At 62.8% G+C, this 23,614-nt stretch carries 23 protein-coding genes; 8 read left to right on the forward strand and 15 right to left on the reverse strand.

Features of this window, described 5'->3' with window-relative positions; genetic code table 11:
• Positions 1 to 97: 97 nt before the first annotated feature.
• The 3 genes from ACN22W_RS26120 to ACN22W_RS26130 form a co-directional block, all read right to left on the reverse strand.
• Positions 98 to 577, reverse strand: coding sequence for an aconitase X swivel domain-containing protein (locus ACN22W_RS26120; protein WP_419687613.1), 480 nt, complete (start codon positions 575 to 577; stop codon positions 98 to 100).
• Positions 570 to 1,817 carry an aconitase X gene (locus ACN22W_RS26125; RefSeq protein ID WP_419687614.1) on the reverse strand — a complete coding sequence of 416 codons (1,248 nt, stop codon included), beginning with the start codon at positions 1,815 to 1,817 and terminating at the stop codon, positions 570 to 572. Before ACN22W_RS26125 ends, ACN22W_RS26120 begins: the two co-directional genes overlap by 8 nt.
• Before the next feature lie 232 nt (positions 1,818 to 2,049).
• Positions 2,050 to 2,478, reverse strand: a complete 429-nt coding sequence (locus ACN22W_RS26130) for a MarR family winged helix-turn-helix transcriptional regulator (protein ID WP_129516779.1) — start codon at positions 2,476 to 2,478, stop codon at positions 2,050 to 2,052.
• Between the two features lie 112 nt (positions 2,479 to 2,590).
• Here ACN22W_RS26130 and ACN22W_RS26135 point away from each other — a divergent pair, with 112 nt between their 5' ends.
• The 5 genes from ACN22W_RS26135 to ACN22W_RS26155 all read left to right on the forward strand — a co-directional run bounded on the left by ACN22W_RS26135 (position 2,591) and on the right by ACN22W_RS26155 (position 8,226).
• Complete coding sequence (locus ACN22W_RS26135) at positions 2,591 to 3,511, forward strand: LysR family transcriptional regulator (protein ID WP_419687616.1); 921 nt, start codon at positions 2,591 to 2,593, stop codon at positions 3,509 to 3,511.
• A 107-nt stretch (positions 3,512 to 3,618) separates the two neighbouring features.
• Positions 3,619 to 4,050, forward strand: a complete 432-nt coding sequence (locus tag ACN22W_RS26140; RefSeq protein ID WP_129516778.1) for a MarR family winged helix-turn-helix transcriptional regulator — start codon at positions 3,619 to 3,621, stop codon at positions 4,048 to 4,050.
• A gap of 64 nt (positions 4,051 to 4,114) precedes the next feature.
• A complete protein-coding gene (locus ACN22W_RS26145) occupies positions 4,115 to 5,206 on the forward strand; it encodes an HlyD family secretion protein (RefSeq protein WP_048250125.1) in 1,092 nt (363 codons plus the stop codon).
• Between the two features lie 13 nt (positions 5,207 to 5,219).
• A complete protein-coding gene (locus tag ACN22W_RS26150) occupies positions 5,220 to 6,794 on the forward strand; it encodes a DHA2 family efflux MFS transporter permease subunit (protein ID WP_419687618.1) in 1,575 nt (524 codons plus the stop codon).
• Between the two features lie 10 nt (positions 6,795 to 6,804).
• Positions 6,805 to 8,226: an efflux transporter outer membrane subunit gene (locus ACN22W_RS26155; protein WP_419687620.1), complete on the forward strand. Its 1,422-nt coding sequence runs from the start codon at positions 6,805 to 6,807 to the stop codon at positions 8,224 to 8,226.
• Positions 8,227 to 8,309: 83 nt separating this feature from the next.
• On the opposite strand, the gene ACN22W_RS26160 is transcribed toward ACN22W_RS26155, so the two are convergent.
• The 9 genes from ACN22W_RS26160 to ACN22W_RS26200 form a co-directional block, all read right to left on the reverse strand.
• The gene (locus tag ACN22W_RS26160) at positions 8,310 to 8,786 is read right to left on the reverse strand and encodes a hypothetical protein (protein WP_419687622.1); all 477 of its coding nucleotides are present in this window, start codon (positions 8,784 to 8,786) and stop codon (positions 8,310 to 8,312) included.
• A gap of 160 nt (positions 8,787 to 8,946) precedes the next feature.
• Positions 8,947 to 9,579: a glutathione transferase gene (gene yfcF, locus ACN22W_RS26165; protein ID WP_419687623.1), complete on the reverse strand. Its 633-nt coding sequence runs from the start codon at positions 9,577 to 9,579 to the stop codon at positions 8,947 to 8,949.
• A 428-nt stretch (positions 9,580 to 10,007) separates the two neighbouring features.
• Entirely contained in the window at positions 10,008 to 10,940 is a 933-nt protein-coding gene (locus tag ACN22W_RS26170; protein ID WP_419687625.1) for an alpha/beta fold hydrolase, read from the reverse strand.
• A 258-nt stretch (positions 10,941 to 11,198) separates the two neighbouring features.
• Positions 11,199 to 11,939 carry a hypothetical protein gene (locus tag ACN22W_RS26175; RefSeq protein WP_419689832.1) on the reverse strand — a complete coding sequence of 247 codons (741 nt, stop codon included), beginning with the start codon at positions 11,937 to 11,939 and terminating at the stop codon, positions 11,199 to 11,201.
• Positions 11,940 to 12,370: 431 nt separating this feature from the next.
• Complete coding sequence (locus ACN22W_RS26180; RefSeq protein WP_419689833.1) at positions 12,371 to 12,787, reverse strand: TIGR02594 family protein; 417 nt, start codon at positions 12,785 to 12,787, stop codon at positions 12,371 to 12,373.
• 344 nt (positions 12,788 to 13,131) lie between these two features.
• Positions 13,132 to 13,875: a four-helix bundle copper-binding protein gene (locus ACN22W_RS26185; protein WP_419687627.1), complete on the reverse strand. Its 744-nt coding sequence runs from the start codon at positions 13,873 to 13,875 to the stop codon at positions 13,132 to 13,134.
• Positions 13,824 to 14,684: a putative DNA-binding domain-containing protein gene (locus ACN22W_RS26190; RefSeq protein ID WP_419687629.1), complete on the reverse strand. Its 861-nt coding sequence runs from the start codon at positions 14,682 to 14,684 to the stop codon at positions 13,824 to 13,826. Before ACN22W_RS26190 ends, ACN22W_RS26185 begins: the two co-directional genes overlap by 52 nt.
• Complete coding sequence (locus ACN22W_RS26195; protein ID WP_419687630.1) at positions 14,668 to 15,564, reverse strand: DUF692 domain-containing protein; 897 nt, start codon at positions 15,562 to 15,564, stop codon at positions 14,668 to 14,670. The genes ACN22W_RS26190 and ACN22W_RS26195 overlap by 17 nt, the downstream gene beginning before the upstream one ends.
• Before the next feature lie 37 nt (positions 15,565 to 15,601).
• On the reverse strand, positions 15,602 to 15,856 hold the full coding sequence (locus tag ACN22W_RS26200; RefSeq protein WP_412025044.1) for a DUF2282 domain-containing protein: 255 nt from the start codon (positions 15,854 to 15,856) through the stop codon (positions 15,602 to 15,604).
• 459 nt (positions 15,857 to 16,315) lie between these two features.
• Here ACN22W_RS26200 and ACN22W_RS26205 point away from each other — a divergent pair, with 459 nt between their 5' ends.
• The 3 genes from ACN22W_RS26205 to ACN22W_RS26215 all read left to right on the forward strand — a co-directional run bounded on the left by ACN22W_RS26205 (position 16,316) and on the right by ACN22W_RS26215 (position 18,451).
• Positions 16,316 to 16,675 carry a DUF2946 domain-containing protein gene (locus ACN22W_RS26205; protein ID WP_419687631.1) on the forward strand — a complete coding sequence of 120 codons (360 nt, stop codon included), beginning with the start codon at positions 16,316 to 16,318 and terminating at the stop codon, positions 16,673 to 16,675.
• 149 nt (positions 16,676 to 16,824) lie between these two features.
• Positions 16,825 to 17,892 carry a transporter gene (locus ACN22W_RS26210; RefSeq protein WP_412025046.1) on the forward strand — a complete coding sequence of 356 codons (1,068 nt, stop codon included), beginning with the start codon at positions 16,825 to 16,827 and terminating at the stop codon, positions 17,890 to 17,892.
• Entirely contained in the window at positions 17,882 to 18,451 is a 570-nt protein-coding gene (locus ACN22W_RS26215; RefSeq protein ID WP_419687633.1) for a TlpA disulfide reductase family protein, read from the forward strand. The genes ACN22W_RS26210 and ACN22W_RS26215 overlap by 11 nt, the downstream gene beginning before the upstream one ends.
• Positions 18,452 to 19,221: 770 nt before the next feature.
• On the opposite strand, the gene ACN22W_RS26220 is transcribed toward ACN22W_RS26215, so the two are convergent.
• From ACN22W_RS26220 to ACN22W_RS26230, 3 genes are all read right to left on the reverse strand, one after another.
• Positions 19,222 to 19,707: a hypothetical protein gene (locus tag ACN22W_RS26220; protein WP_419687635.1), complete on the reverse strand. Its 486-nt coding sequence runs from the start codon at positions 19,705 to 19,707 to the stop codon at positions 19,222 to 19,224.
• A gap of 725 nt (positions 19,708 to 20,432) precedes the next feature.
• On the reverse strand, positions 20,433 to 21,422 hold the full coding sequence (locus ACN22W_RS26225; RefSeq protein ID WP_419687636.1) for a hypothetical protein: 990 nt from the start codon (positions 21,420 to 21,422) through the stop codon (positions 20,433 to 20,435).
• An 826-nt stretch (positions 21,423 to 22,248) separates the two neighbouring features.
• Positions 22,249 to 23,613, reverse strand: coding sequence for a hypothetical protein (locus ACN22W_RS26230; RefSeq protein WP_419687637.1), 1,365 nt, complete (start codon positions 23,611 to 23,613; stop codon positions 22,249 to 22,251).
• Position 23,614 lies beyond the last annotated feature (1 nt).

Raw genomic sequence — 23,614 nt, forward strand, 5'->3', positions numbered from 1 at the left:
TCGTGCCGGGCGCGGCCACTGCGCGAGCGAACGAAGCACACCTCGGATCGCAGCGCAGCGGTCACCGCCTGACTCGCCGTCAGCGCGCGCCGCTCGTTCAGGTCAAATCAGATCTGCGCGAACGCGCATCGTCGCCGAGATAGATCCGCGCGCCGCCATCCCCCTCGCCCGCATCGATCCGCACGTCGCCCGTTGCGGCGACGATCGCGTCGTAAACGTCATCGGCCACGCACACCACCGGCACCGCGATCGCATACAGCTCGGCGGCCACGATCGCGCCGATCGAGATGATCAGATCGCGCTCCTTCAGCACGATCGCCACCGGCCCCGTGCCGTTGCGCACGGCTTCCGCGAGCACGCTGCTGCTCGAGCTCGAACCCTTCGCGTGCGGCATCACCATCACCTTGCCGGCGAGACTCGCGCCGGCCTGCGGATGCCCGCGATCGACGATCCTGCCCGCGCCCGAGTCGTAACCGCCCCAGAAGCTGAGCGGCTTGTCGAGCACGAACGGGCGCGCGCACGCGCTGCCCGGCACGAGCGTATCGCCCGTCAAACCCTTGCCCGTCGCTTCAGTCATCGAATCGCACCTTTCCTTCGAACGCCGATCGCACGCATTCGCGCATGCTGCCGTACGCCACCGTCACGCCGATGTTCGCGGGCGCATACGACGCCCATTTCCCCGAGTTGGTCATCACCAGCCCCGACAGTTGCCTCATCACGGGCGTGATGTACGTGCAGGTGTCGACGACGATCTGGATGCCGCGCGCGGCGAACTTGTCCGCGAGGCCGGTTTCGCCCAGTTCCCACAAAATGAACCGGCTCGTGTTCACATAGAAATCGCAGGCCGGCTTGCCGTCGAATTCGTCGAGCAGCTGGTCGAGCATGCGGAATTCGGCCAGCGAGAAATGCGGCGTGCCGAGCGCCACCGCGACGAGTTCATCGCCGTCCGCGCCGTGGTTCAGCGTGCGGCGAATCTCGTCGAGATCGGCCATCGATACATCGACCGTGCGTTGTGCCGCGCGGCCGTGCAATGCGGCGTCGAGCGTCGGCGCCTCGGGCGTCACGCCGACCGCATGGAACAGCGCGACGGCCCCGCTCGACGCGGCGGCCGCGCCCAGTGCCTTGAGTTCGTCTTCGGTGGTATCCGCCGGCAGCCCGACGATCGCCGGCACGACCGCACCCGCGATCTTGCCGACAGCCAGGCCGAGCGCGGCGAAATGGATATCGCGCGACGGCAGGTGGCTGAAATCCGGCGCGTTGAACACGATCCGCGCGGCGCGGTTCGCTTCGACGTGCAGCCCCGCATACGGCGCCCGCCCGGTGATCGCGGCGGCCAGATCGAGGAAATCGCCATACCGGCTCGTGCGCGCGCCGAGCACCGAGTTCGCGAACACGATCGCATTGGATTCCGCCCACGCGATCTGCTCGCCTTTCGCGGGACGATGCTTCAGCTGATACGGCGCGCACGTGAAACTCGATTCGCAGCCGAGTTGCAGATGCGCGTCCATCAGGCGCTGCGCGTCGCGCTGGATCGTGCGGTCGCCGTGGTACAGCTCGGGATGGATCAGGTCGAGCGACCCGACGTTCAGCGTGGTCGGCACCGCGACCTTCGCGCCCGTGTCGACGAAATACTCGACGAAATCGAGGCTGGTCTGCCCGTGATAAAGACAGCCGTCGATATGCGCGGACGTGATGTCGATCAGGTGCGGCGCGGACATCACGTGCGCCGTGCGCGCGACGATCCGCATCGCGCGGGCGACGCCGTCGCCGAAATCCCCGCGCAACATTGCGTCGTCGCGGTCACTCAACTGCAGCATCGGTTGCTCCTCGTGACTCGTACCGGCGGCGCCGGCCCGTGAAATCCGTCAGAGGACTCTACAACTGGAAATAAAAGCTGTCCAGATCGCCATCAATCCGGGTAGATTCAAAACCAATTTACGATCCAGAAGGCGTTGACCTCCACACTCCGGCCCGCTCAAAGCGGCGGATGGCTCGAATTCCGCTCCAGTTCTCTGCAACGTGCGGCGCCGGATCCAGCAGCCTGCCCGTCTAGCGTTGCGCGGTGAGGCTGAACAGTTCATCGCGCAGCGCCTTCGCGCGGCCCTGACCGAACTGCGTCTCGAATTCGTCCTGCGCGGCCTGCCACGCGACCTTCGCCTGCGCGAACGTGCGCTCGCCTAGCTTCGTGAGACTCAGCGCATGCGCGCGCGCATCGTGTTCGGACGCGGCCGTCGCGACAAAACCATCGCGCTGCAACGGCTTCAGCGCGCGCAGCAGCGTCGTGCGATCCATCACGAGCGACTCGGCGAGTTCGCTCATCAACAGGCCGGGCCGATGCGTGAGGTTCACCATGATCGAGAACTGCGCGGGCGTGACGCCGACCGGGGCCAGATGGCGTTCGTACAGCTGCGTGACGAAACGCGCCGCCTGACGCAGCGCGAGGCAGTTGCACGCTTGGGCAATCTTGATGTCGTTCATGTTTGGCAATTTATATGTGCATATGCATAAAGTCAATGTACACTCCGCCGTAACAGGGCCGGCGGCCGGCCGAACGCATCCGGCGCCCCGCCATCGCGTCAAGGAGACGGACATGGACTACATCGACAAGCTGCGGATCTTCCGGTCGGTGGTCGAGATGCGCAGCTTCACGCGCGCCGCCGACATGCACGGCCTCGCGCGGCCTGTCGTGTCGCGTGCGGTCGCGGATCTGGAGGCGCGCTTCGGCAGCCGGCTGCTGCACCGGACCACGCGCCAGGTGTCGCTGACCGAAACGGCCGAGCGCATCTACGAGCGCTGCGCGGCCGTGCTCGACGAACTCGACGCGCTCGAAGTGGAAGCGCAGTCGCAGACCCGCGAGCCCGAAGGCCTGCTGCGCCTCGTCGCGCACACGACCGCCGCGCTGAACCGGCTCGTGCCGCTGATCGCCGGCTTCAAGAGCGCGCATCCGAAGATCCGCCTCGACGTCACGCTGACCGAGCGCCCGGTCGATCTCGTCGGCGAAGGCTACGACATCGGCATCGTCGTGCCGTACATGCTGACGAGCGAGACGACCGTCGTGCGGCTGGTCGAGCGCATTCCGGTCGTGATCGTCGCGACGCCCGCGTATCTGCGCGCGCATGCGCGCCCCGAGACGCCGGCCGACCTGGCCGATCATCCGTTCGTGCCGCTGTCGCCGTCGCTGCGCCGTCCCGCGCTGTCGTTCCGCGTCGACGGCGACACGCTGACCCTGCCATACCGCTTCGACATCTCGTCGAACAGCCCCGTCTTCAACCGCGAAATGGTGAAGCACGACTTCGGCATCGGCGTCGTCCCGAAAACGCTCGTCGAAGCCGAACTCGCGTCGGGCGCGCTCGTGCAGTTGCTGGCGAACGCCGATCTCGTCGATGCGTTCGTCGAGATCAAGCTCGCGTACGCGAACCGCGCGCTGCTGCCCGCGAAGGTCAAGGCGTTCATCGACTACACGGCCGCCTATTGCGACCGCGAAGGCGGGATCGTTCCCGCGGCGGCCTGATCCAGCGCCCGGACGCGCCGGCCTGCCGCCGATTGGTACAGCCACGACACCAATCTGATCCAGCCCCGGCCATCGCTTCGCGCCACCGCAGCCCCTAACATGTGCACATGCACAACACTACGCTCACCGATGACGATTGCTTCGCGGTCCGGCAAGCCGCCCGCCGGATCTCGCAGTTCTACGAGCGTTACCTGTCGCGGGCGGGCGTCACGCCGTCGCAGTACAGCATTCTCGCGTTGCTGCGCGACCGGCCGGACCTGACGATGTCGGCGCTGTCGTCCGTGCTGGTGATCGAGCGCACCGCGCTGCTGCGCGCGCTCAAGCCGCTCGTCGGCGCGGCGCTGGTGACGGGACGGATCGAGCCGCCGTACCGCCGCCAGACGTTCGCGCTGACCGCGCACGGCGAAACGAAGATCGCCGACGCGCACGTGCACTGGCTCGCCGCCCAGGAAGCGTTCGAACAGCGTTTCGGCCCGACGCAGGCGGCCCGGCTGAGAGACGAATTGTTCCGGATCACGCACAACCTGCCGGAACGTTAACCCCTTTCCCGATCGACGACGCGTCGTCGATCGCCTCAATCAGTGCATATACATAGGTGAATCGATGGATACGACCCAAGCCGCTGCCTCCCGCGAAGCAGCCACAATCGACCGGCCGGCGAAGCAGCAACGCCGCGTGCCGTGGATGCGCATCGCGGTGGGCGCCGTCGTCGTCGTGGTTGTCGCGGCTACGCTCGACTGGCTGTTCGTGCTGCGCTTCCAGGAAAGCACCGACGATGCGTATGTCGGCGGTGACGTGACGGTGCTCGCACCGAAGGTCAACGGCTTCGTCGACCGGATTCTCGTGACCGACAACCAGCGCGTGAAAGCCGGCGACGTGCTCGTGCAGCTCGATGCGCGCGACTACGATGCGAAGCTCGCGCAGGCCAGCGCCGAAGTCGACAGCGCGCGCTCCGCCGTGACCGAACTCGAAGCGAAGCAGCAACTGCAATACGCGGTGATCGGCCAGCAAGCGGCGGACAAGAACGCGTCGTCGGCCGAACTGACGCGTGCCGCGTCCGACCGCGTGCGCTATCGCGAGCTCGTGAAATCCGACGCCGTGTCGAACCAGATCGTCGAGCGCGCGGACGCAGACTATTCGAAGGCCGGCGCGGCCGTCGAACGCAGCGATGCCGCGCTGCTCGCGTCGAAGCGGCAGCTCGACGTGCTCGGCGCGCAGCTCGCCGATGCACACGCCCGCGTGAACACCGCGCTGGCCGCGCAGCGCGTCGCCGCGCTCAACGTCGAATACACGACGATCCGCTCGCCGGTCGACGGTTACGTCGGCAACCGCACCGGCCGCGTCGGCATGCTCGCGAACGTCGGCGTGCCGCTGCTGACGGTCGTGCCCGCTTCGGGGCTGTGGATCGATGCGAACTTCAAGGAAGACCAGCTTCGCAAGATGCGCGCGGGCGATCGCGTCGACGTGTCGCTCGATGCGTCGAGCACGCGCCTGCATGGCCGCGTCGACAGCGTCGCGCCAGCGACCGGCGCGACCTTCAGCGTGCTGCCGCCCGAGAACGCGACCGGCAACTTCACGAAGATCGTGCAGCGCGTGCCCGTGCGCGTGCATCTCGATCCGCAGCCGGGCCTCGAACACGTGCTGCGCCCCGGCTTGTCCGCGGTCGTGACCGTGCATACCGACCACGCGAGCTGAGCGGGAGCCGACGATGACCACCGCGTTTTCCGGCGACCCCGCGTCGCAACCGACGAAGCAGCGCGTCTTCGCGTTCGCGCTGATGTGCGTCGGCTTCTTCATGGCGACGCTCGACATCCAGATCGTCGCGTCGTCGCTGCGCGACATCGGCGGCGGTTTGTCCGCGAGCCAGGACGAGCTGTCGTGGGTGCAGACGGCCTACCTGATCGCCGAGATTATCGTGATCCCGATGTCGGGCTGGCTGTCGAAGGTGATGTCGACGCGCTGGCTGTTCGTCGCCTCGGCCGTCGGCTTCACGATCACGAGCATGCTGTGCGGGCTCGCGTGGGACATCAACTCGATGATCCTGTTTCGCGGACTGCAGGGCGCGCTCGGCGCCGCGATGATCCCGACCGTGTTCACCACCGCGTTCGTGCTGTTCCCCGGCAAGCAGCGGCTGATCGCGTCGACGACCATCGGCGCGCTCGCGTCGCTCGCGCCGGCGATCGGCCCCGTGATCGGCGGCTGGATCACCGACCAATGGTCGTGGCACTGGCTGTTCTACCTGAACCTCGTGCCGGGCATCGCCGTGGCCGCACTCGTGCCGCGCTACGTGCACATCGACGAACCCGATCCCGGCCTCATCAAGCGCGGCGACTATCTCGGCATCGTGCTGATGTCCGGCTTCCTCGGCTGCCTCGAATACGTGCTGGAGGAAGGCCCGCGCAAGAACTGGTTCGGCGACGACGCGATCGTCATCTGCGCGTGGATCTCCGGCATCTGCGGTTTCCTGTTCATCGTGCATGCGCTGACCGCCGAGGATCCGATCGTCGACCTGCGCGCGCTCGCCGTACGCAACTTCGGGATCGGCAGCCTGCTGTCGTTCGTGACCGGCATCGGGATCTTCGTGACCGTGTTCCTGACGCCGCTGTTTCTCGCGCAGGTGCGGGCGTTCAGCTCGCTGCAGATCGGCATCGCGCTGCTGTCGGTCGGCGCGTTCCAGTTGCTCGCGCTGTGCGCGTATGCGTTCGCCGCACGCTACGTCAGCATGCGCGCGCTGCTCGTGTTCGGGCTGATCTGCTTCGGCCTCGGCTGTTACCTGTACACGCCGATCACGCACGACTGGGGCTGGCGGGAACTGCTGCTGCCGCAGGCGCTGCGCGGCATCGGCCAGCAGTTCAGCGTGCCGCCGATCGTGACGATGGCGCTCGGCTCGCTGCCGCAGTCGCGACTGAAATCGGCAAGCGGCCTGTTCAACCTGATGCGCAATCTCGGCGGTGCGATCGGCATTGCGGTGAGCGCGACGATGCTCAACGACCGGCTGAACTTCCACTACCTGCGCCTGAACGAGCACGTGAGTGCCGGCGAACCGCAGATCGCGTCGTTGCTCGACCACCAGGCCGCGTATTGGACGTCCGTGGCAGGCAATACGCTGAACACCGCGCAAGCGGGGCTCGCGAACCTGCATCACCTGATCTATCGCGAAGCGCTGACGCTGACCTACGCGGATGCGTACTACGCGCTGTCGCTGTGCTTCGTCGTTGCGCTGCTTGCCGTCGCGTTTTCCAAACCCATTACCTTGAACGCGCCGCCGCCGGACGCGCACTGAGAATCCCATCATGAAAAAGCTACTCGTCGCCCTCGCCGTCAGCGCGTTCGCCGCAGGGTGTGCGGTGCAGCCCGCGCAGCATCCGGCACTGCACGATTCGGTTCAGACGCTCGCGCCCGCTGCGTGGGATACCGACGTGCCGCGCGCGGACATCGACGCCGCCGCGTGGTGGGCGCAATTCCACGATCCCGTGCTCGACCGGCTGATCGCGACCGTGCTCGACGGCAACCTCGACCTGCAGGCCGCCGCCGAACGCGTGAAGCAGGCGCAGGCGCTGACCGTGCAGAAGCGCGCGGTGCTGCTGCCCGAACTCGACGCGACCGCGCATGCGTCCGACGCACGCCAGAACACGCCGCCGCCGCTCGGTTATGTGCGGCAGGCCGGCGCGGGGCTCGCGCTGAGCTGGTCACCCGATGTGTTCGGCGGCGAACGGCTCGATTTGCTCGCCGCGCAGGCCGAACTCGTCGGGCAGAAGCACGCGGAAGATGCAATGCGGCTCGCGCTCGCGGCCGATGCGGCATCCGCGTATGTCGATCTGCGATGGGCGCAGCAGGAACTGAAGATCCTGCAGGACAACGCGAAGATCCGGCAGCATGCGCTCGAACTCACGCGCAAGCGGCAGGCGTTCGGGCTGTCGACGGAACTCGACGTCACGCGCGCGCAGAACCAGCTCGATGCGCTCGAAGCGCGGATTCCGCCGACGCAGGCGCAGATTTCGCATCAGCTCAATCTGATTGCCGTGTATTCGGGGCGCACGCCGGAATCGGTCGATCGGCTCGTGTTGGTGCAAGCGGGCGAGATTCCCGCGCCGCCGGTCGGGTCGCCGGGGACGTTGCCTTCGCAGGCGCTGTTGCGGCGGCCTGATGTGTTGACTGCTTATGCGCAGGTCGAGCGGCGTGCGGCGCAAGTGGGGGTTGCGAAAGCCGAGCGGTATCCGAAGTTTTCGCTGAATTTGACGGACGGGATTCTGGCGGCATCGTATCTCGGGTTGCCGACGTTGACCGACAACCTGTTCAGCGCGGCGTTGAGCGCGACAAGTCCGATCTTCAACGCGGGGCGTATTACAGCCGATATCTCGCAGAGCGAAAGCCGGATGCGCGAGTCGGAACTCGGGTTAAGGCAGACGATGCTGCAGGCGTTGCGGGAAGTCGAGGATGCGCGTGCGAATCTCGTCAGTTCCGATGAAGCGACGCGGAAGCTCGATAGCGCGTTGACTGCTTCGGACAAGGCGCTCGGGTTGGCGAATCAGCTCTATAAGGGCGGTGCGACGGATTTTCTGGATGTGCTGTCGGCGCAGGAGGTGTATCTGCGGGATTCGGATTCGCTCAATCAGGTCAAGCGCGAGCATGCGCTGGCGGCGGTCGCGCTTTATCGGTCGCTTGGGGGTGGGTGGAGCAGGAACGAGGCGGCGGAAGCTGTGGCGAAGAATTGAGCGTCGGGGTGTGCAGGGTTAGCCGATCGTTGAATACCTTCGCTGCCCCTGCACGATGCGTGCTCCGCAAAAGGAAATGTCACTCACTTGCTGACGTCACGTACGACAAAGTACAGGTCCTTGGTTTTCGAATTCACGAGATACCCACCGTGAACATTTTGAAACGACCCGCTTCGCCCCAGCCCGTCGAAATTGAAGCTCACGCATAGGTAGCGCTGGCGGCCATCTCCTGCGATGCTCCACTGTGCCAGCGCGGGATTGAACGCAGTGGGCTTGATTCCACGGTTATTTCCAACGGGGATGGCCGCGGACAATCGGTAGAGCTTTCCGGAATAGATCAACGCCTGCGTCGACTTTCCTTCGGCGTAGCCCACGTCGGCACCTTCGTGTCTGACGAGGTAACTCGCGTTGAAGCCGTCAGCGTAGTCGTCCTCTTGCGACACTTCGTGCGTGTTGATGTCACGGATGACGATGGAGGGTGAGACGGACTGCGCCAGAAGGCAGCTCTTGACCAAAGCCTCGCCCGGAGGCGCCGCCCATCCGGTGATGGAGGCAGCCATGACCACCACTGCCGAACATATTTTCTTCATTGGTATTCGCTCCCACACGGATTCGGTGGGTTGAACGAAGCGATGCTGCATGCCACCCCGCGCGGGCATACGACGCATCGGCGGGCGGCGCAAATGCCCGCGCCACCGACACGCCCCACGCACCCGCGAATTACAGCGACGGCCGCTTCAGCTTCACCCAGCGCTGCACCGACGGCCGCTCCCACTGCGCGCGCGCATAGTCGGCAAGACGCTGCGGCACCAGATCGTCATTCAGCACCAGACGGTTCAGCATCACCGCCAGATCGACATCCGCAATGCTCCACTCGCCGAACATGTTTGCCGCGCCCGGCGCGAGCAGCTTGTCGGCGGCCACGAACAGCTTCTGCGCGGCAGCCTGCGCCAGATTCGACAGCGGCTCGCTCGTCGGGCCGTAGAACAGCACTTCGGTCGACCGCTCCGTGCGGATCGGCATCAGGTCGCTGCGCAGCCATGCCTGCACTTGTCGCGCACGTGCACGCTGGCGCGAATCGACCGGATAGAGCCGCGTGCCCGGGAATGTCTCGTCGAGATACTCGGTAATCGCCGACGATTCCGACAGCGCGAAATCGTCGTGCACGAGCGTCGGCACGCGTTGCGTCAGCGACGTCGCCGCATAGTCGGGCGCGAAATGCGCGCGGTTGCCGAGATCGACAGTCACCAGTTCGTAAGGCAGCGATTTTTCCTCCAGCGCGACGAAGACCGACATCGCGTAAGGGCTCGTGTATTGCGTATCCGCGTAGAGACGGAGATTACCGGTTTGCACTGCAGGCTCCTTTTGGGGGGGGAGGTCGGCGACTGCGGGGCGGTCCGCCGACGGGCTCCGGGTGGATCAATGCGGCGTGTGCGACAGATTAGCAGTGGGAAAGGCTGTGTTGGTGGTTTCGTGTGCGTTGTGGCCGTTTGGTCATACTGCGCGTAAGTCGACACCTGATCTCTCAGTCAGTGTCAGATCAGATCCGAGCTCGATTGGCCGTCGCTTCATCGAGGGTCGTGATCGACCCTTCTGAGACATTCGGCTGCTTCGAGGCGAGCGATCGGTTCGGCCGGCGGATTCAACCGGCCGTTTGCACAGGCTTGCGTCGACGTCCGAGGCGGGCCGGGTCGCGCCGATCGGCGAGCAGATGTCATTTGAACACCCCGTCGGTGCCCTCGCGGAATCCGGCCGTTGCGCGCTCCTACGCGAACGACAACTCAATGCGCATCGATGAACGCCAACACCGCAGCGTTAAACGCGGTTGGATTGATCCGCGGCATGGAGTGACTGGAGTTCATGATGCGCACCTGCTCTGCATGCTTCAGGCAGGGCAGGAGGTTGGCCTGGACCTGACTCATCGAGGGTGTGATCTTCTCGGAACGCAGCAGCAGAACCGGTGCTTCGATGTGCCGGGCGTCCTCACAGGTGTACGGCGCCCAGTGGTTGCCTTCGTTGTCGGGGGCAATGAAAGTCCACGCATTGTCCCGGTACCACTGCCTGGCGCTCTCCGACATGGCATCCCAGGCGCCTGGGCCGTTGACGAATGTCGCAAAGGCGATCAGGCCGGCATCCTTGTCGCCCTGCTTGAATTTCTCGGCCATCTCGCGGTACAGCGCCCGCCGCTCTTCGCCGGCAGAAGAAGTCGAACTCGCAGGCATAAAGGCGCGCATGCCCGACGCGGGCTCGCTCAGCGAGAGACTACGGACCAGCTCAGGCGCGGCCTTGGCGACATACAGTGCCAGGGTGCCACCGCGCGAATGGCCGACCAAATGCACCGGTCCGGCCTTGAGTTGACGGATGAACGTGACCAGATCATCGGCGTGCTGCTCCAAGCTGAACTCACCTTCACCGTTCCAAGGCTCCGGATAGAAATGCCGTAGGCTGACGGAGATAACCCGGTACTTCTGGGCAAACGGGCCCATCTGGGCGCCAAAGAAACGGTAGTCGGATCCTGCTCCTGGGATCAGCACCACCGGGACGCCGGAGCCCTGCTCTATGTAGGCCATGTCGTAGCCATTCACTGGCATCGATTTCACGCCGGGTGGGAGGTCCCAGGTACGTGCGGTGGGCGCCGTAGCCGAGGCGGTTGGCAGTGGAGACCGGCAAGCGGCCAGGCATAGAAACATCAAGGCCAGCAGCGTTGTTCTCATGAGACTCCTCCGTTTTGCCATGACGTGGAGGCCCCGTCTGTGTGACGGCAACCCTAGCCAAGCATAGGCGACGGACAGCGCCCTGAAAGCACGAAGAATGGCCTGTGAGCGATCGTCAGGCTAATGGGGGTCCGCGGTCCGGGCGAAGGGGACGCCTGAATGTCGGGATGAAGGTGTCGGCGAACGTCTCTTCATGGCCGGCAGGCGACGGCGAGATCGATGCAGCCGACCAGATGGGATCGCGACGAGTCCTGGCGATTAGTCAGCTCGGTGCCACCGACCTGACTTGTCACACACGCTGACTCTTTCATCATTCAGCCGGACGTGCTCCTCATTGACCTTCAGCGAGGTCGAAAGATCAATGTCAAAGGCGACGTTGAGCGCCTGCCTGACATAGATAGCCTCAACGGGAAGCTCCCAGGTCAGGAATACCTGAGTGCAATCCTGGCCGGGCGGGAAGTCGTCCACATCAAAACCGCTGCTGCCGCGCCGAATGACGCCATGAGACTGGCAGGTATCGAATATCAGAACCGAACCCCGGGTCAGGGGGATTCGAAGACCCAACGATGGAAAATGTACGTCCTGACCCTTATCCTCGCTCAGGAAGAGATTGCAGAAGGCCGCGCCGCCATACTGCTCTCCGTCGTGGTGATACCTCGCGCCGCGGCAAGCCATGAGAGCGACGTCACTGGAGGCAAGTACTCCGGGCAGTCCAAGCTTGCTCGCCCAATCAGCCACTGCCTGCACGCAGTGCGAGTAGTCCGGCCAGCGCGCTCGTGCTCGTGCCAGAGGTAACGCCTCAACATCCCCAGGTTCCAGGGTCATGCGGGACGAAATCTCCCTAGCCCAATCCGCGAGCAGACGCGCCGGCGGCTCTGGCACGTCGACCGTGCCGGACAGCACGATGTCACTTACGCGCCGACTGCGGATGGTGTCGCCGCTCCAGAAATAGGAGGTGAGGACGTTTTGGGGCTGGGGTTGCTGGGAAGAGTAGCTCATTTGTCGCAGTGTAAAGCGGCTACCTTGGTGGCCGTGCCATCTCGCGCCAGCGAATGGCGCTTCCCGGACCCATTGCAGCCACTCGATCTGTTCAATAGCGGTCATTCACCGCCCGGACCGGCATGCGCAATTCCCGCTTAATTCCCAATGAGCGATTCGCTGACGAAGACGTTATAAGCACGGAGTCCGAGTATCTCTGCATTCGCGAACTGCGCCGCAAGCGCGTCTCGATTTGGAAACGGGCAGTGCTCATGTATAAACGAAACCCGATAGGCTGCCTGGTTCAGATCGTTTGGCATATTACGTCCTGGCATCGCGGCTTCCGGCGTCAACGCGTCGATTGTCAGCGATTCAAGCCGCACTGTCGAACGTCTCAATGTGGCCGAACCGAGTCAGACGATCCGACGCTGTCTGTCTGGTCCAGTCTAGCCTTATACACATACTGCGTCGGGCCAGCGGTAGCCGATCACTTCGTTCAACGGGTACGCGAGTTCGCGCACTTCTTCCAGTTGGTTGCCGCCGAACAGGTGGACGTGTTCGTCGTCGTGACGCAGGTAGAAACCGACGTGACCTTTCCAGCTCGCGGGATCGTCGCGCGTCAGGATCGCGATGCAGCCGTAGACCGGGCGCTCCAGCGGGCGGCCCCATTCGAGCCACGAACGCGCGAGTGCGGAGCCAGTGCCGCGAATGCCGGCGTGCGTCATGCACCAGTTGACGAAGGACGAGCACCAGGAAATTTTGTCGTCGTAACCGACCAGGTTCGTCTGGTTGTTGTACTCGACGATGCGCGGGTTGATGCTGCCGGGCGGATGGCGGCGGATGCCAAGTTCGGCCAGCGCGACGGCCATCCACGGCGGATGTCCGGCTTTCGGTTTGCTCTCAGGGTTCAATCGGGTCACGTCGTTCTCGGGCGAGTGCGATTTGTGGTCAATTTTCGCATGAATGCCGCGTAACGACGAACGCCAACGGGAAGCCGGCACTGGACGAATGGTCGATCCCTCATGTATCCCCCACTCGCGGTGGGAAATGATCCAGCGCGAACGCGATGCACGCGCGGAGTTTGGCGGACGCATCGGTCCCGCGCTCGTAGACCAGCACAGCTCGGAATCGGAGACGGCGGCCACCGGCTGTGGCCGCCAGGCGGAAGCGGTTCGACCGTGGATGGAATGAAAGGACGAACCCGCAGCGCGATTCAGGTTGCCAGCGCGGCGCGGCACTCGTTGGCACACGCGCGACACGACTCCATGCACGCCTTGCACGGCGCGTGCCTGTCAGCGTGCTTTTTGCACTCCGCCTCGCAATCGCGGCAGGCATCCAGGGCGACCTTGGCTAACGCCGGAAGATAGTGCGAATTCTGGTTGGCTAGACCTTGCAGGGCGCCGCAAATGGAAAGCATTTGCGACACGCTGGTTGCACAGGCGGCAAGGTCCTGGTTTCCCTTGCCCAAAAGACCGATGCAATGGCTCACGCAGACCTGCCCGGTCGACACGCACTCGCCCGCCGCATTGGCGAGCGCGCCGTATTGACCGCCATGATGCTGATGAGAGGTTTCCGCAGGCGAGCTTTCCTGGGCCGAGGCCCGTTCAATTGTCGCGAGTGCGGAAAGCGCGAGCAGCCCGGTACCGAATAGTGCGTCACGTCTGTCCATGTGAGAATCTCCGAAAAAATTCACTGCAATGACAATACGTTTGAAAGCACGCATTCGCAGCCGCTGGAGCAAGGGGCTGGAATCGTCGAATCCTAACATCAGGGAACCGAAAAAACTCGATCCGGCCGGCAATAGATGCGTAACGCATCGACTCATATACGCCGGGGCGTACAGTTGCGGAAAAGGAAAAAGTCGCGGCAATCGGTACGCCGACACGCAAACACCCGTCAAGCCGATCACGACACCGTTCCAGCAGTTGCGCCGGTAATCGCCGATGCGGTGATCCACGCGTGCCATTGCGTCGCGAAATCGAACGCCGGATCGATCGCAAACGCAGCGTCGAGCGCATCGAGCAGGGTTGTTCCGTTTTGCAGCGCGATGAAGGCCGCGTGAGCAGCCTCGGTGTGAACGCATACCGTGGGGTGCCACGCTGGACGCACGACGAGCGTCCAGGTGGGGCCGTCGGGCCGTTGTGGGAAGGTGCCTCCCGGTTGATGTCCCCGCCAGATGTCGGCAATGGCGAAATCGGAGGCGATAGCCGTGCAGGCCGGATGTATCGCGAGTTGCGCGTCCAGCAGACGCTCGTCACCGAGTTCGAGCCATTGCTGCGCCGTGAATACCGATACGTCAGCGGCGAAGCAGGCAACGTGCAGCGCCCATTCAAGGCGCGCAACATCTGCAAAATATCGAAAGCGCGAATCTCGCTCGTATTCTCCAATGAAGACAGGCAACGCATCGCCAAAGCGATTGAGGTCGCCGCTTCGGGACGGATGCGCGCGAGCGTACGCAAGCGACAACGCATCAAAATATGCATCGCCAACCAGCGCCAGCAACACCGGATAGGCGTTCGCGAGCGCGCCACGCCAGTGCGAACGGACGTTACCGCGATAAAGTCCCACGCGCTGATGCAAAACCTCGTCAGGTTCTGCGGTGGCCACCAGCGGCGATTCATGCACATCATTTTCACCGGCTCGACCGGGTGCGTCGCCGGTGACCTGCGACGTCGGCCTCACGAATTCGAGCAGCAGTTTCTCCTGCTCAGGATCGCCAAGGGCGCTCGCGAAGATTCGCTGGAGCGATTCAAGCGGTATCGCCATCACTCACCCCGCCCGCTATAGCGCTCGATAGCTGCCGCGCGCCCTGTCGCACCCGGACCTGTGCAACACGCGCAAGACGGGCTTCGTCGACCAGCACGCTCAACGGCGGAATGGCCGTGTCCCATTCGATCAGCGTCGGCACGTCGCCGAAGCGGCGCAGCGCATGTTCATGGAGCGCCCAGACAGCGGGCGCAACCCGGGAGCCGTGGTCATCGATGACGGCCGCGCCGGTCACACGATGGCCGGCCAGGTGGATTTCGCCGACCACGCCGGGCGGCAACGCATCCATCGCCGACATCGCGTCCTCGCCGTGATTGCACTGATTCACGTACAGATTGTTGACGTCGAGCAGCACGCCGCATCCGGTGCGCCGAGCCAGCTCGGAAAGGAATGCCGTTTCACCGTACCGGTCGTCGTTGAACCGAAGCCAGGTAGAAACGTTTTCGAGCAGGATCGGCCGACCCAGTGCCTCCTGCACTTCGTGGACTCGCACCGTGAGGTGAGCGAGCGCCGCGTCGGTCAGCGGCATTGGCAACAGGTCGTTCAGACTGCCGGCGGCCGTCGCACCCCAGCACAGATGTTCGGAGACGACTGCCGGTTCGATCCGCTCGACCAGGCGCTTGAGCCTGTCCAGATGACCCGCGTCGAGCGGGACGCCCGAGCCGAGCCCGAGGCCGACGCCATGCAGACTGACCGGGAAATCGCATCGCACGATGCCGAGCACGTGCAGGTCGTAGCCGCCGTCACCGAAATAGTTCTCGCTGTGCACTTCCACCCAGTCCACCGCGGGCGGTGCTTCGACGAAGTCGGCGTAGTGAACCTGGCGAAGCCCGATACCGATACCGGATGGCGCGCCGGCACCCGGACGGGTCGCGGTCATGAGAACCCCGGCGTGCTGCGACAATCGCTCCGCGGCATCAGGATTCGGTCGTGCCGCCCAGTTTTTCGCAGGTACCGATCGGCACGATCTTGAAGTCGCCTCGGTCGTTGTCGACCTTCGCCTTGCTCGCGCAATCATGCACGCCGGTCTTGCTCCCGCAATCGTTCTGGCCGGCCTTGGCGACGCCATAGCACTGCACCTTCGCTTCCTCCTCCGTCGCCGCGACGGCTGCGGCGGCCACGCCGGCGAGTGTCAGGGCAAGCAGGGCCTGCCGGCCAAGATTCGGTTTCATGTGCTTCTCCAGGATAGGGGCGGCAAACGACAGTCGCCGGTGCTGCGCCCTGCACGCTCAGGAACCCTGCACGCGCAGGGCGCCGGACGGGTGCAACACCGTTTGCACGATCCTGCCACCATCAGGACGATCTTAGTGCAACGTTTTTATTGGCGCAGTCGGACCATGCCCCACAGCTTCATGGGGACAATCCCGCCGCACCGTCGCAGCCCGCTTGTCGACACCTCGAACGTACGCAGCACACGGTATTCGCTAGCGGAACGTCGATGCCGCCGCGACCGACCTGTTTGACAGGTACGTCCGCTCCACCGCGGCTATGTTCGAAGATCCGGCACGCATCGTCGGCGGTCAAGCGCGATGCGATCGATGTACGAGTTTTGTGCTCAGGTATGCCGAGTATTTCTTCTGCGTCGCAACCGGTCTAAGCTAGAATCCTGGCGCTCGCATACACCCGACATCATGACCACTCACCACCGCAATCGAATGACCGCATGGCTTGGCATGTTCGCCATGTGGCTCATCGTCTTTGCACCGATCGTGAGTCAGGGCCTGATGTCTCTCGATCGGAATACGCCGTTCGCATCGATCTGCTCGGCCGAGGGTCAGCCGGATGCCGGCGATCAAGCGCTCGCAGTCCACCTCGATGCTTGCGGGTATTGCAACCTGCTCGCGCATCACACGCCTGCGCCGCCGTCCGCCTTGCTGCAACTGCAGGCGACAGCGCACTACGGCGCCGAACAACCTTCAGCTTCGCCGACGTTCGTCTGGCGAGACATATTCCCGGCAGCACGCCCCCGGGATTCGCCGCTCCTCGTCTGAATCGATCATTCGCAGCCATGCGAAGAGGCCCCGCCGAATCACGCGGGACTCTCGCCGCTGCGAGTCTGCAATTGGGGCACTTCGCACCGTGCGTCCGCGACGCCGCGGGCACGCTCGCGTGCACCCACGAGACATGAACGAGGAATGACATGCGAATCGAATCGAAGAGAACGATTGACGTTTCACTCGCCGCGCTTGCTTGCCTGACCGGCCTGACCCTGCCCGTGGCAGCCCACGCCTGCGCGACCTGCGGCTGCTCGCTGAGCACGGATGCCGCAGCGGGTTATTCGGCCACGCCGGGCTGGCGCATCAGCCTGGATTACACTTTCCTTCCACAGAACCAGTTGCGTAGCGGAACGAGCGCGGTATCGCCCACCGTGCCGGCGGCGATCAATGCAGCGGGCGGTAGCCAGGAAGTCGAACACCAGACGATCAACCGCTACTGGAATCTCGGCATCAACTACAGTCCGAACCCCAAGTGGAACTTCGGTGCGATCGTTCCGTTCATCGATCGCGGCCACTCGACCTACGGCAACGCCACGCCGGATCAGCTCACGCCCGACAACCTGAGCGGCGTCACGAGCAAGGGGCTGGGCGACATCAAACTGATCGCCAGCTATCAGGGTTTCTTGCCAACCCATAATCTCGGCGTACAGCTCGGCGTCAAGCTGCCTACTGGAAAATACGGCGGCCAGAACGTGCTGACGGGCGCCACCGTCGGCCGCAGCCCGGTGTTCTTCTCGTCAGGTCCGAACGGCGCCAACGGTCAGACCCTGGATACCAGCCTACAGCCCGGCACCGGCAGCACGGACCTGATCGTCGGTGCTTATTACTACCAGCCCGTCAGCCAGAACTTCGACGCGTTCATCAACGGTCAATTCCAGTCGGCCGTGGTCGAGAATCTTCACGGCCTCGGTCAGGACTACCGGCCGGGCAATCTCGCGACGGTAAGCGTCGGCCTGCGCTATGAGGCGAACCCGAGGGTCGTCCCGCAGCTCCAGATCAACGTGACTCGCAAGAGCGCGGACCAAGGCGCGCTCGCCGACACCAGCAACACAGCCGGCACGGTCGTCTACCTGTCGCCTGGCGTGACGGTGAACGTGGTGAAGAATCTGAACGTCTACGCATTCGTCCAGAAGTCTCTGTATAGCCGGCTCAGCGGCTATCAGTTGTTTCCGCGCTGGTCGGGCACGGTGGGGGCAAACTATGCGTTCTGACGCCGACGAATCGCTGCGCGCAGGACTCAATGGGACGAGGCGCGACTGGCTGCGCAAGGCCGGCGGGGTGGTGCTGGGAGCCAGCCTCGGAGGATGGCTGCCGGCCGCGCAGGCCGGCGGCCTGGCAGTCGGTCGTCCCGCGCCCGGCCTGATCCTGCACACGCTCGACGGGCAAAGCGTCGCCAGCGACGATTTGCGTGGGAACGTGGTCATTCTGACTTTCTGGGCCACATGGTGCGAGCCTTGTCGGACCGAACTGCCACTGTTGTCCGCGTACGCCGCGCGCCATGCGGCAAACGGCTTGCGTGTGCTCGGTTTCAGTCTGGACGGACCGGACGATCTCGCGGCCGTCCGGCAAGTGGCGGCCAGTTTGAGCTTTCCGGTCGGCCTCCTGGGCAGCGCATACGCCGGAGGCTATGGCCGAATCTGGCGCATCCCGGTGAACTTCACGATCGACCGGAACGGGCTCCTCGTCGACAATGGCTGGGACGATCCGAAACCCTCATGGACCGCCGATCGCCTCGAGCGCATCGTCACGCCGCTCCTGAATCGCTCCTGAATCATCAGGCAGCGCATCTTCTGCAGTGCGTTGGCCCGCTCCTTCGAAAGAGCGGGCGCACCGATTGCGCATACGACGTTGCCTTAAAGGCGATGTGTTCAAAGCAGCGCCGTCGGGAGATTGCCCGAAACATCGGCGGCTGCCCGGATCGCGGCCCATTCTTCGCGAGGAAATTGATCGAACAGGACAAGTGATTCCAGGTGCGACCTGGACTGCCCTCTCGTCCCCCATCAGAACGACTCGCAGCCGCAGTGCTATAAAAACCACAGCGAGGCAGTTTCTCGGGTGCTCATCGAGAGGGTCGAGAGTATGGGCCTGGCGTGTTGGCTTGACCGTGGCGCGCAGGTCGCAGGCCAGCCCAAATAGGTGGGGCGGAGCATGCCGCAGAAACACGTCAAGCGAATGGCAAATCGACAGCGCCCTTCGCGGCTTGCGATCTTCGTGTGGTCCACCCGTATCATGTCTGCAGCGCGGGCGGATCGTAAAGGCGCGGGACAGCGGGCGTTGACGCGTCGTTCACGAATGCACGTGGACATTCGGGACGTCGCTTGAATCCGGATGCCTCCGAGCGAATCGAATCCATCCGATTGTTTCGGCACGCACGGTGCGGCCTCACGGGCCTTGCCGTCGTGACAGTTGTTGAAGATGGATGTGGGCGCGAATCGCAATGTCCGAGGCTATGGCCAGGGCGGTCTCGCCCCGGCGGTCAGTCGCGTTCGTGCAAAGCCTGCTATCCACTCACAAGAGCCGCATCAAGCAGCCCTTGCTCGTTATGCCGGCGAGTCTTCCGGTTCAGGATCGTGGTAAGGCTGCTCTCGCAGCGCCAGCTGGCTGTTGTCCGGCGAGATCGTGATCTGCCGGATGACGTAGTTGACGTCAAGGTATACGCGGTCGCCTGGCCTGAATCCAAAGATCTTGAAATCAATATCGATCGCCTTCATCCAAGGCAGGTAAGGCCAGCCACGCTTGGGAAGGTCCGGATAGTTGCGGAGGACTAGCTCAAACGTCTTTTGCATGTTGACCGGTTTGTTCTTTCTGCGACGTGACTTAATATTGGCGTCAGCCATTTCCGACTCCTGGTTCGAGTTGGTGATGGTCAGCGGGTCGTATGGGTTGCCGCCCATGCGGCCCGCGCTTTTTGTTGCCGTGAATTTCCCTTCTCTCTCTCCCTTCGCTGCGTCTTGTTGCGCAAGACGGACTTTTTTCGTCCACCGGTGCGGAGGGTGCTGCGACCAATTCCCGATGGCGAGAAGCAAGGCTTCATGACCAGTGTAGTCGTGCTGGCATCTCAGAAATGGGGAGTTGGGGGGGATTGGCCGTTAGGTATAGGGATGCGTGTGACGCGGGACACCGCGCCAATATTGCGAGTCGGTCATTTGGCGATCTTTGTACCCGTCGAATCGCAAAAGCTGGCCGGACCAGCCCAATTTCTTCGGGCCATGTCAGTTGCGTAAGTCAAGACCTGATCTCTCAGTCAGCGTCAGATCAGATCTGAGATTGCTTGGCCGTCACTTCATCAAGCGCCATGATCGACCCGGAGGAGACAGTCACGCTGTCCACAAACAGACACTAAGAGCGCTCATGTTTCCGTCTTCGCCCTGCACCATGGGGCTCTTTTTGCGGCTCGCCATGCGTGCCACCCAAGCAGGAGATCGGCCAAATTCTGAACCGTGCAGTCTAATTCGATAACGTTTTCGAAACTTACTATGACGGCATCGCTTTCCTGCATCGGCCCTGATCCAGAGCCGTGAAATTGCCACGCGCCATCCTCACCGTCATGTGGCACATACGCGATCCAGTCGTGCTCGAACACGACACTCCGATTAGCGAAGACCGCCACGTTCGACGGATCACTGAAAGCCCGCATTTAACTTTTCATGTGCTGACTTTATACGTTAATTCCAACGTCCCAAACTGGTTGCAGATTCAACCGGTCGTAATCGACTCGTTGCCACCGCTCGCGCCTTCCCACATGCATAATCTAGCGTTGCGATCGCTTGCAATCAGTCTCCTCCTGCTCGATCGGCATGATCGTCTTAATTTGAAGTTTGTCGAGAAATGTGACAGGTATTTCTGGGAGATCGGCGGCCGTATACCGAATCGCCCGGCCGGGACTGTCGAGCAAGAGAAGAAAGCGTTCGTGCTGATTCGAACTTCCACACATTTCCGGGTCTGCGAGATCGTAAGTGAAGGCGATTCTAGCTGCAAGTGCGGCCGTGAAGTTCGAACCACCGAGGATAGCTTCCGGCGCCACGGCAACGAACATAACCATAAAGAAAATGAGCGGTAAGAATCTCGGGCTGCTTTCCATGAATGCCACCCAAAATTTTCCCTTTTTACGTCTACTGGGCGGCGGGAAAAAAAACGTCAGAAACATTCCGATGAGCAGCAAAACTACGGACGCTCCTGCAACAATAATGCTGGCCAGCCCGACCACCCCGAAAAATGTGGTCGCGGTGACCGCCGAGGTGAATCGCGACGAGTCGACGCCCATCAGTATCGTGATCGTCGATGCCGCCATCGCATGCGAATACCAAGTTGCGAGGAGCACAGCGACCGTGACCAGCAATCGCACGGCGGCATCGTCGCAAAACGTCTTGACCTTCTCCACACGATAGACGAGATGGAAGATGATCGCGACAGGGACAATACTCGTCCAGATCAGCGACAAGACATTTAGGATTGGCCCGTGAGCACGAACGCCTAAGATTCCCAAACCCTCGGCGACGAAGGCGATGCCGGCCCCAACCTGTACGTATTTCCCAGAGCATAGTTTGTACAGGTAGCGGTCGACTTTTCTGAGAAGCCTTCTCAGCCTTGCAAACGCGTACCTTACGACTCTCGCGTGGAGGATACGTCGGGCGACCAACGATAATTGCTCCATCGCCTTCCTCATACACCACGCCCCGAAAATCGCGGCCGCTGAGATGGCAAATGTAACCAACGCGACAATCAACAAAGCAAATATCATTTGTTGTTACTCGGTCTAATGGGGTGATAGTTGAGGCATTGAACGCCGGTGCGGTTGCCCGTCTGTGCGAATGACTACAGGCCTCTCGCTCTTGCAGAGCCAATTGCTGACGGACCGACACCCGCTGAGCCTTCGCCAAAAAGCACGCAGCCGTTAGTACGGCCGTTTTGCCGTACCCAGTGGGCAACGACACGATGGCAGGCTTTTATCGTTCAATGAAGTGGCCAATGAGCGCATAAAGGGCGCCGACTTGTCCCTTCCTCAGCCCAGTATTCGGCGCCTGCCCTTCGCGGATGACAAGTCGGCCTGCGCTCTCCTCGAAATACGCCATCTACTATCTCCCCGTGGAAGCGATTGATTCCCTCTTATGGTTACCAATCTACCCGACTCCGTCTTTCCTGATCAACTATCGCTGGCCGGGATAATAGCGTGCGGGCCGCAAGAGGATGACTATATCCGCCGCGGAGCAGTATCCGGCGCTATCGCACTAACTCCCGCTTTTGGCCGAATATTGCCGGAAGCGAACGGCCGTTGCCGACGGCGGATTCAACCCACTACGGCCATTCACTTTATGCTGACCAGCGTCTGAAATGCAGGGCGGATTCAACCGGTCGATGCAACAGCTTGAAGTCACCGTCTCCGCCACATTGCCGACGTCGGGTCAGTGACTATCGTTCTTACTAAACGACCGCTCATGCAAGCCCTGCCGACGTTGGCAGTAGCGTCGCTAGATCAGATCGAGCGCATGTGCCTTGCGCTCGGCGCTATACACGCGTCGCTGCGAATTGGGCTGCACAAGTAGGCGCTGATCAGAATGGCGGGCAGTCTAGCGACCAGGTTGTGGCCATAAGCGGGTCCCTTCGCGAACCAGCTCACCAATGCCGCTCAGCTCGGCAACGCGCCGAACTCGTGCTTCGTCGCTGGTTGCATAGCCAATTGGCACACACACCGATTCGCTCAGCGCAACCATCACCGAGACAACGGCAACCCGCTCAGCGATGAGGACCACCTCAAGCGCTGTTGGCACCTTCTTTGTTGGTGCGCGGACACCCATGTCGAAGACTCGCGTGAACGTCTTTGATAGAGTGTCGTTCACTGAGGCCGGCGAGATCACTACGGACGAGAGCGTCCCTCCTTTGGCCCGCGCTCTGATGACGCCCCGCAGTGCTTCGAGGGTCGCCGGTACATCCTCCGTTGCACCCCACAGCGAACCGCCGGGCCGGAGCCACCAAGTCTGCCAACGATGGTCCCCGCTGAAGTCCAGCGGCGCATCCTCAAGCAGTGAGGTAATGGCTCGTCGGTTTCGTTCGACGTAGGGGTAGCCCACCAGCGGAACCGTGCCGGCCGAGCTGCTGTTCATCTCCTGCTGAAACCAGCTGGCTAAGTCGAAGTGCCCCTCGGGCCGGAACCACTGCGACCAGTCTCGGTGGTTGAACATGCGAGCGAACTCGTTGGAGGAAACTTGGCTCGGGTTGACATGATCCAGCTTGCGTAGCTCGATGGACATTGCCTCTGTGAGTTGCTTTCCTCGCCCCTTTGAGTCGGTCTCGCGCAGATTTAAGTGTGACTCGAGCCTGGGCGCACCTTGCAAAGTCAGCCGCTCGCTACCGCCAATCTGGACAAAGCTGTAGCGGCCGGCATGCACGTCAAGGATAGAGTAAAGGCTCCACTGGTCCGCTTTCTGATCGTTGCGCGCGATGCGCAAGTAGTCCCGGAAGTTGTCGTGGAACGCCGCGCGGGCCTCCGCTTCGTCTATCTGCTGCCGCAACGGAAGCGGAATGAGATGCGGGATGTTGCGCAGTCCGCGGCCGCTCACCATGTGCTTGGTCACCAGATCGAACCAGACGTCTGCGTTCAACGGTTCTGCCACCGTGATGGTCGGTACGTCTTCGGTAGATGTTCGAAACATCTCCTTCGCCGAGGGGTGCAAGCTGAGGTTGTCGCCATCCACCGTGACCAAGCTGCGCGACTGGAGGTCAGAGACAGCGATGCCCAGGTCCCGACCTTCAAAGCCGAAGAAGCGCGCCAGCCTGTCCGCTGAGATTGACTTCACCACGAGAAGAGTTCTCAGGATGAACTCATCCACCATGGGCAGCCGACGCTCCTTCGTCCTCTCGGCCGCGATTACGAACTGACGGCAAGGAAGGTTGAACCCGAAAGTGTTCGTCTCGAAAGTGTTGTTCTCATTCATG

Origin of the sequence: Burkholderia theae, assembly GCF_048565265.1 — a bacterium.
GTDB lineage: Bacteria > Pseudomonadota > Gammaproteobacteria > Burkholderiales > Burkholderiaceae > Burkholderia > Burkholderia theae.

Excerpts from the sequence above, each read along its gene's own strand:
- ACN22W_RS26160 (WP_419687622.1), bottom strand. The coding sequence starts at position 8,786 with ATGGCTGCCTCCATCACCGGATGGGCGGCGCCTCCGGGCGAGGCTTTG.
- ACN22W_RS26180 (WP_419689833.1), bottom strand. The coding sequence starts at position 12,787 with ATGGCCGTCGCGCTGGCCGAACTTGGCATCCGCCGCCATCCGCCCGGC.
- ACN22W_RS26205 (WP_419687631.1), top strand. The coding sequence starts at position 16,316 with ATGACCACTCACCACCGCAATCGAATGACCGCATGGCTTGGCATGTTC.
- ACN22W_RS26140 (WP_129516778.1), top strand. The coding sequence starts at position 3,619 with ATGCACAACACTACGCTCACCGATGACGATTGCTTCGCGGTCCGGCAA.
- ACN22W_RS26190 (WP_419687629.1), bottom strand. The coding sequence starts at position 14,684 with ATGGCGATACCGCTTGAATCGCTCCAGCGAATCTTCGCGAGCGCCCTT.
- ACN22W_RS26135 (WP_419687616.1), top strand. The coding sequence starts at position 2,591 with ATGGACTACATCGACAAGCTGCGGATCTTCCGGTCGGTGGTCGAGATG.
- ACN22W_RS26130 (WP_129516779.1), bottom strand. The coding sequence starts at position 2,478 with ATGAACGACATCAAGATTGCCCAAGCGTGCAACTGCCTCGCGCTGCGT.
- ACN22W_RS26175 (WP_419689832.1), bottom strand. The coding sequence starts at position 11,939 with ATGAGCTACTCTTCCCAGCAACCCCAGCCCCAAAACGTCCTCACCTCC.
- ACN22W_RS26210 (WP_412025046.1), top strand. The coding sequence starts at position 16,825 with ATGCGAATCGAATCGAAGAGAACGATTGACGTTTCACTCGCCGCGCTT.
- ACN22W_RS26195 (WP_419687630.1), bottom strand. The coding sequence starts at position 15,564 with ATGACCGCGACCCGTCCGGGTGCCGGCGCGCCATCCGGTATCGGTATC.
- ACN22W_RS26200 (WP_412025044.1), bottom strand. The coding sequence starts at position 15,856 with ATGAAACCGAATCTTGGCCGGCAGGCCCTGCTTGCCCTGACACTCGCC.
- ACN22W_RS26150 (WP_419687618.1), top strand. The coding sequence starts at position 5,220 with ATGACCACCGCGTTTTCCGGCGACCCCGCGTCGCAACCGACGAAGCAG.
- ACN22W_RS26155 (WP_419687620.1), top strand. The coding sequence starts at position 6,805 with ATGAAAAAGCTACTCGTCGCCCTCGCCGTCAGCGCGTTCGCCGCAGGG.
- ACN22W_RS26120 (WP_419687613.1), bottom strand. The coding sequence starts at position 577 with ATGACTGAAGCGACGGGCAAGGGTTTGACGGGCGATACGCTCGTGCCG.
- ACN22W_RS26145 (WP_048250125.1), top strand. The coding sequence starts at position 4,115 with ATGGATACGACCCAAGCCGCTGCCTCCCGCGAAGCAGCCACAATCGAC.
- ACN22W_RS26230 (WP_419687637.1), bottom strand. The coding sequence starts at position 23,613 with ATGAATGAGAACAACACTTTCGAGACGAACACTTTCGGGTTCAACCTT.
- ACN22W_RS26215 (WP_419687633.1), top strand. The coding sequence starts at position 17,882 with ATGCGTTCTGACGCCGACGAATCGCTGCGCGCAGGACTCAATGGGACG.
- ACN22W_RS26125 (WP_419687614.1), bottom strand. The coding sequence starts at position 1,817 with ATGCTGCAGTTGAGTGACCGCGACGACGCAATGTTGCGCGGGGATTTC.
- ACN22W_RS26170 (WP_419687625.1), bottom strand. The coding sequence starts at position 10,940 with ATGAGAACAACGCTGCTGGCCTTGATGTTTCTATGCCTGGCCGCTTGC.
- ACN22W_RS26225 (WP_419687636.1), bottom strand. The coding sequence starts at position 21,422 with ATGATATTTGCTTTGTTGATTGTCGCGTTGGTTACATTTGCCATCTCA.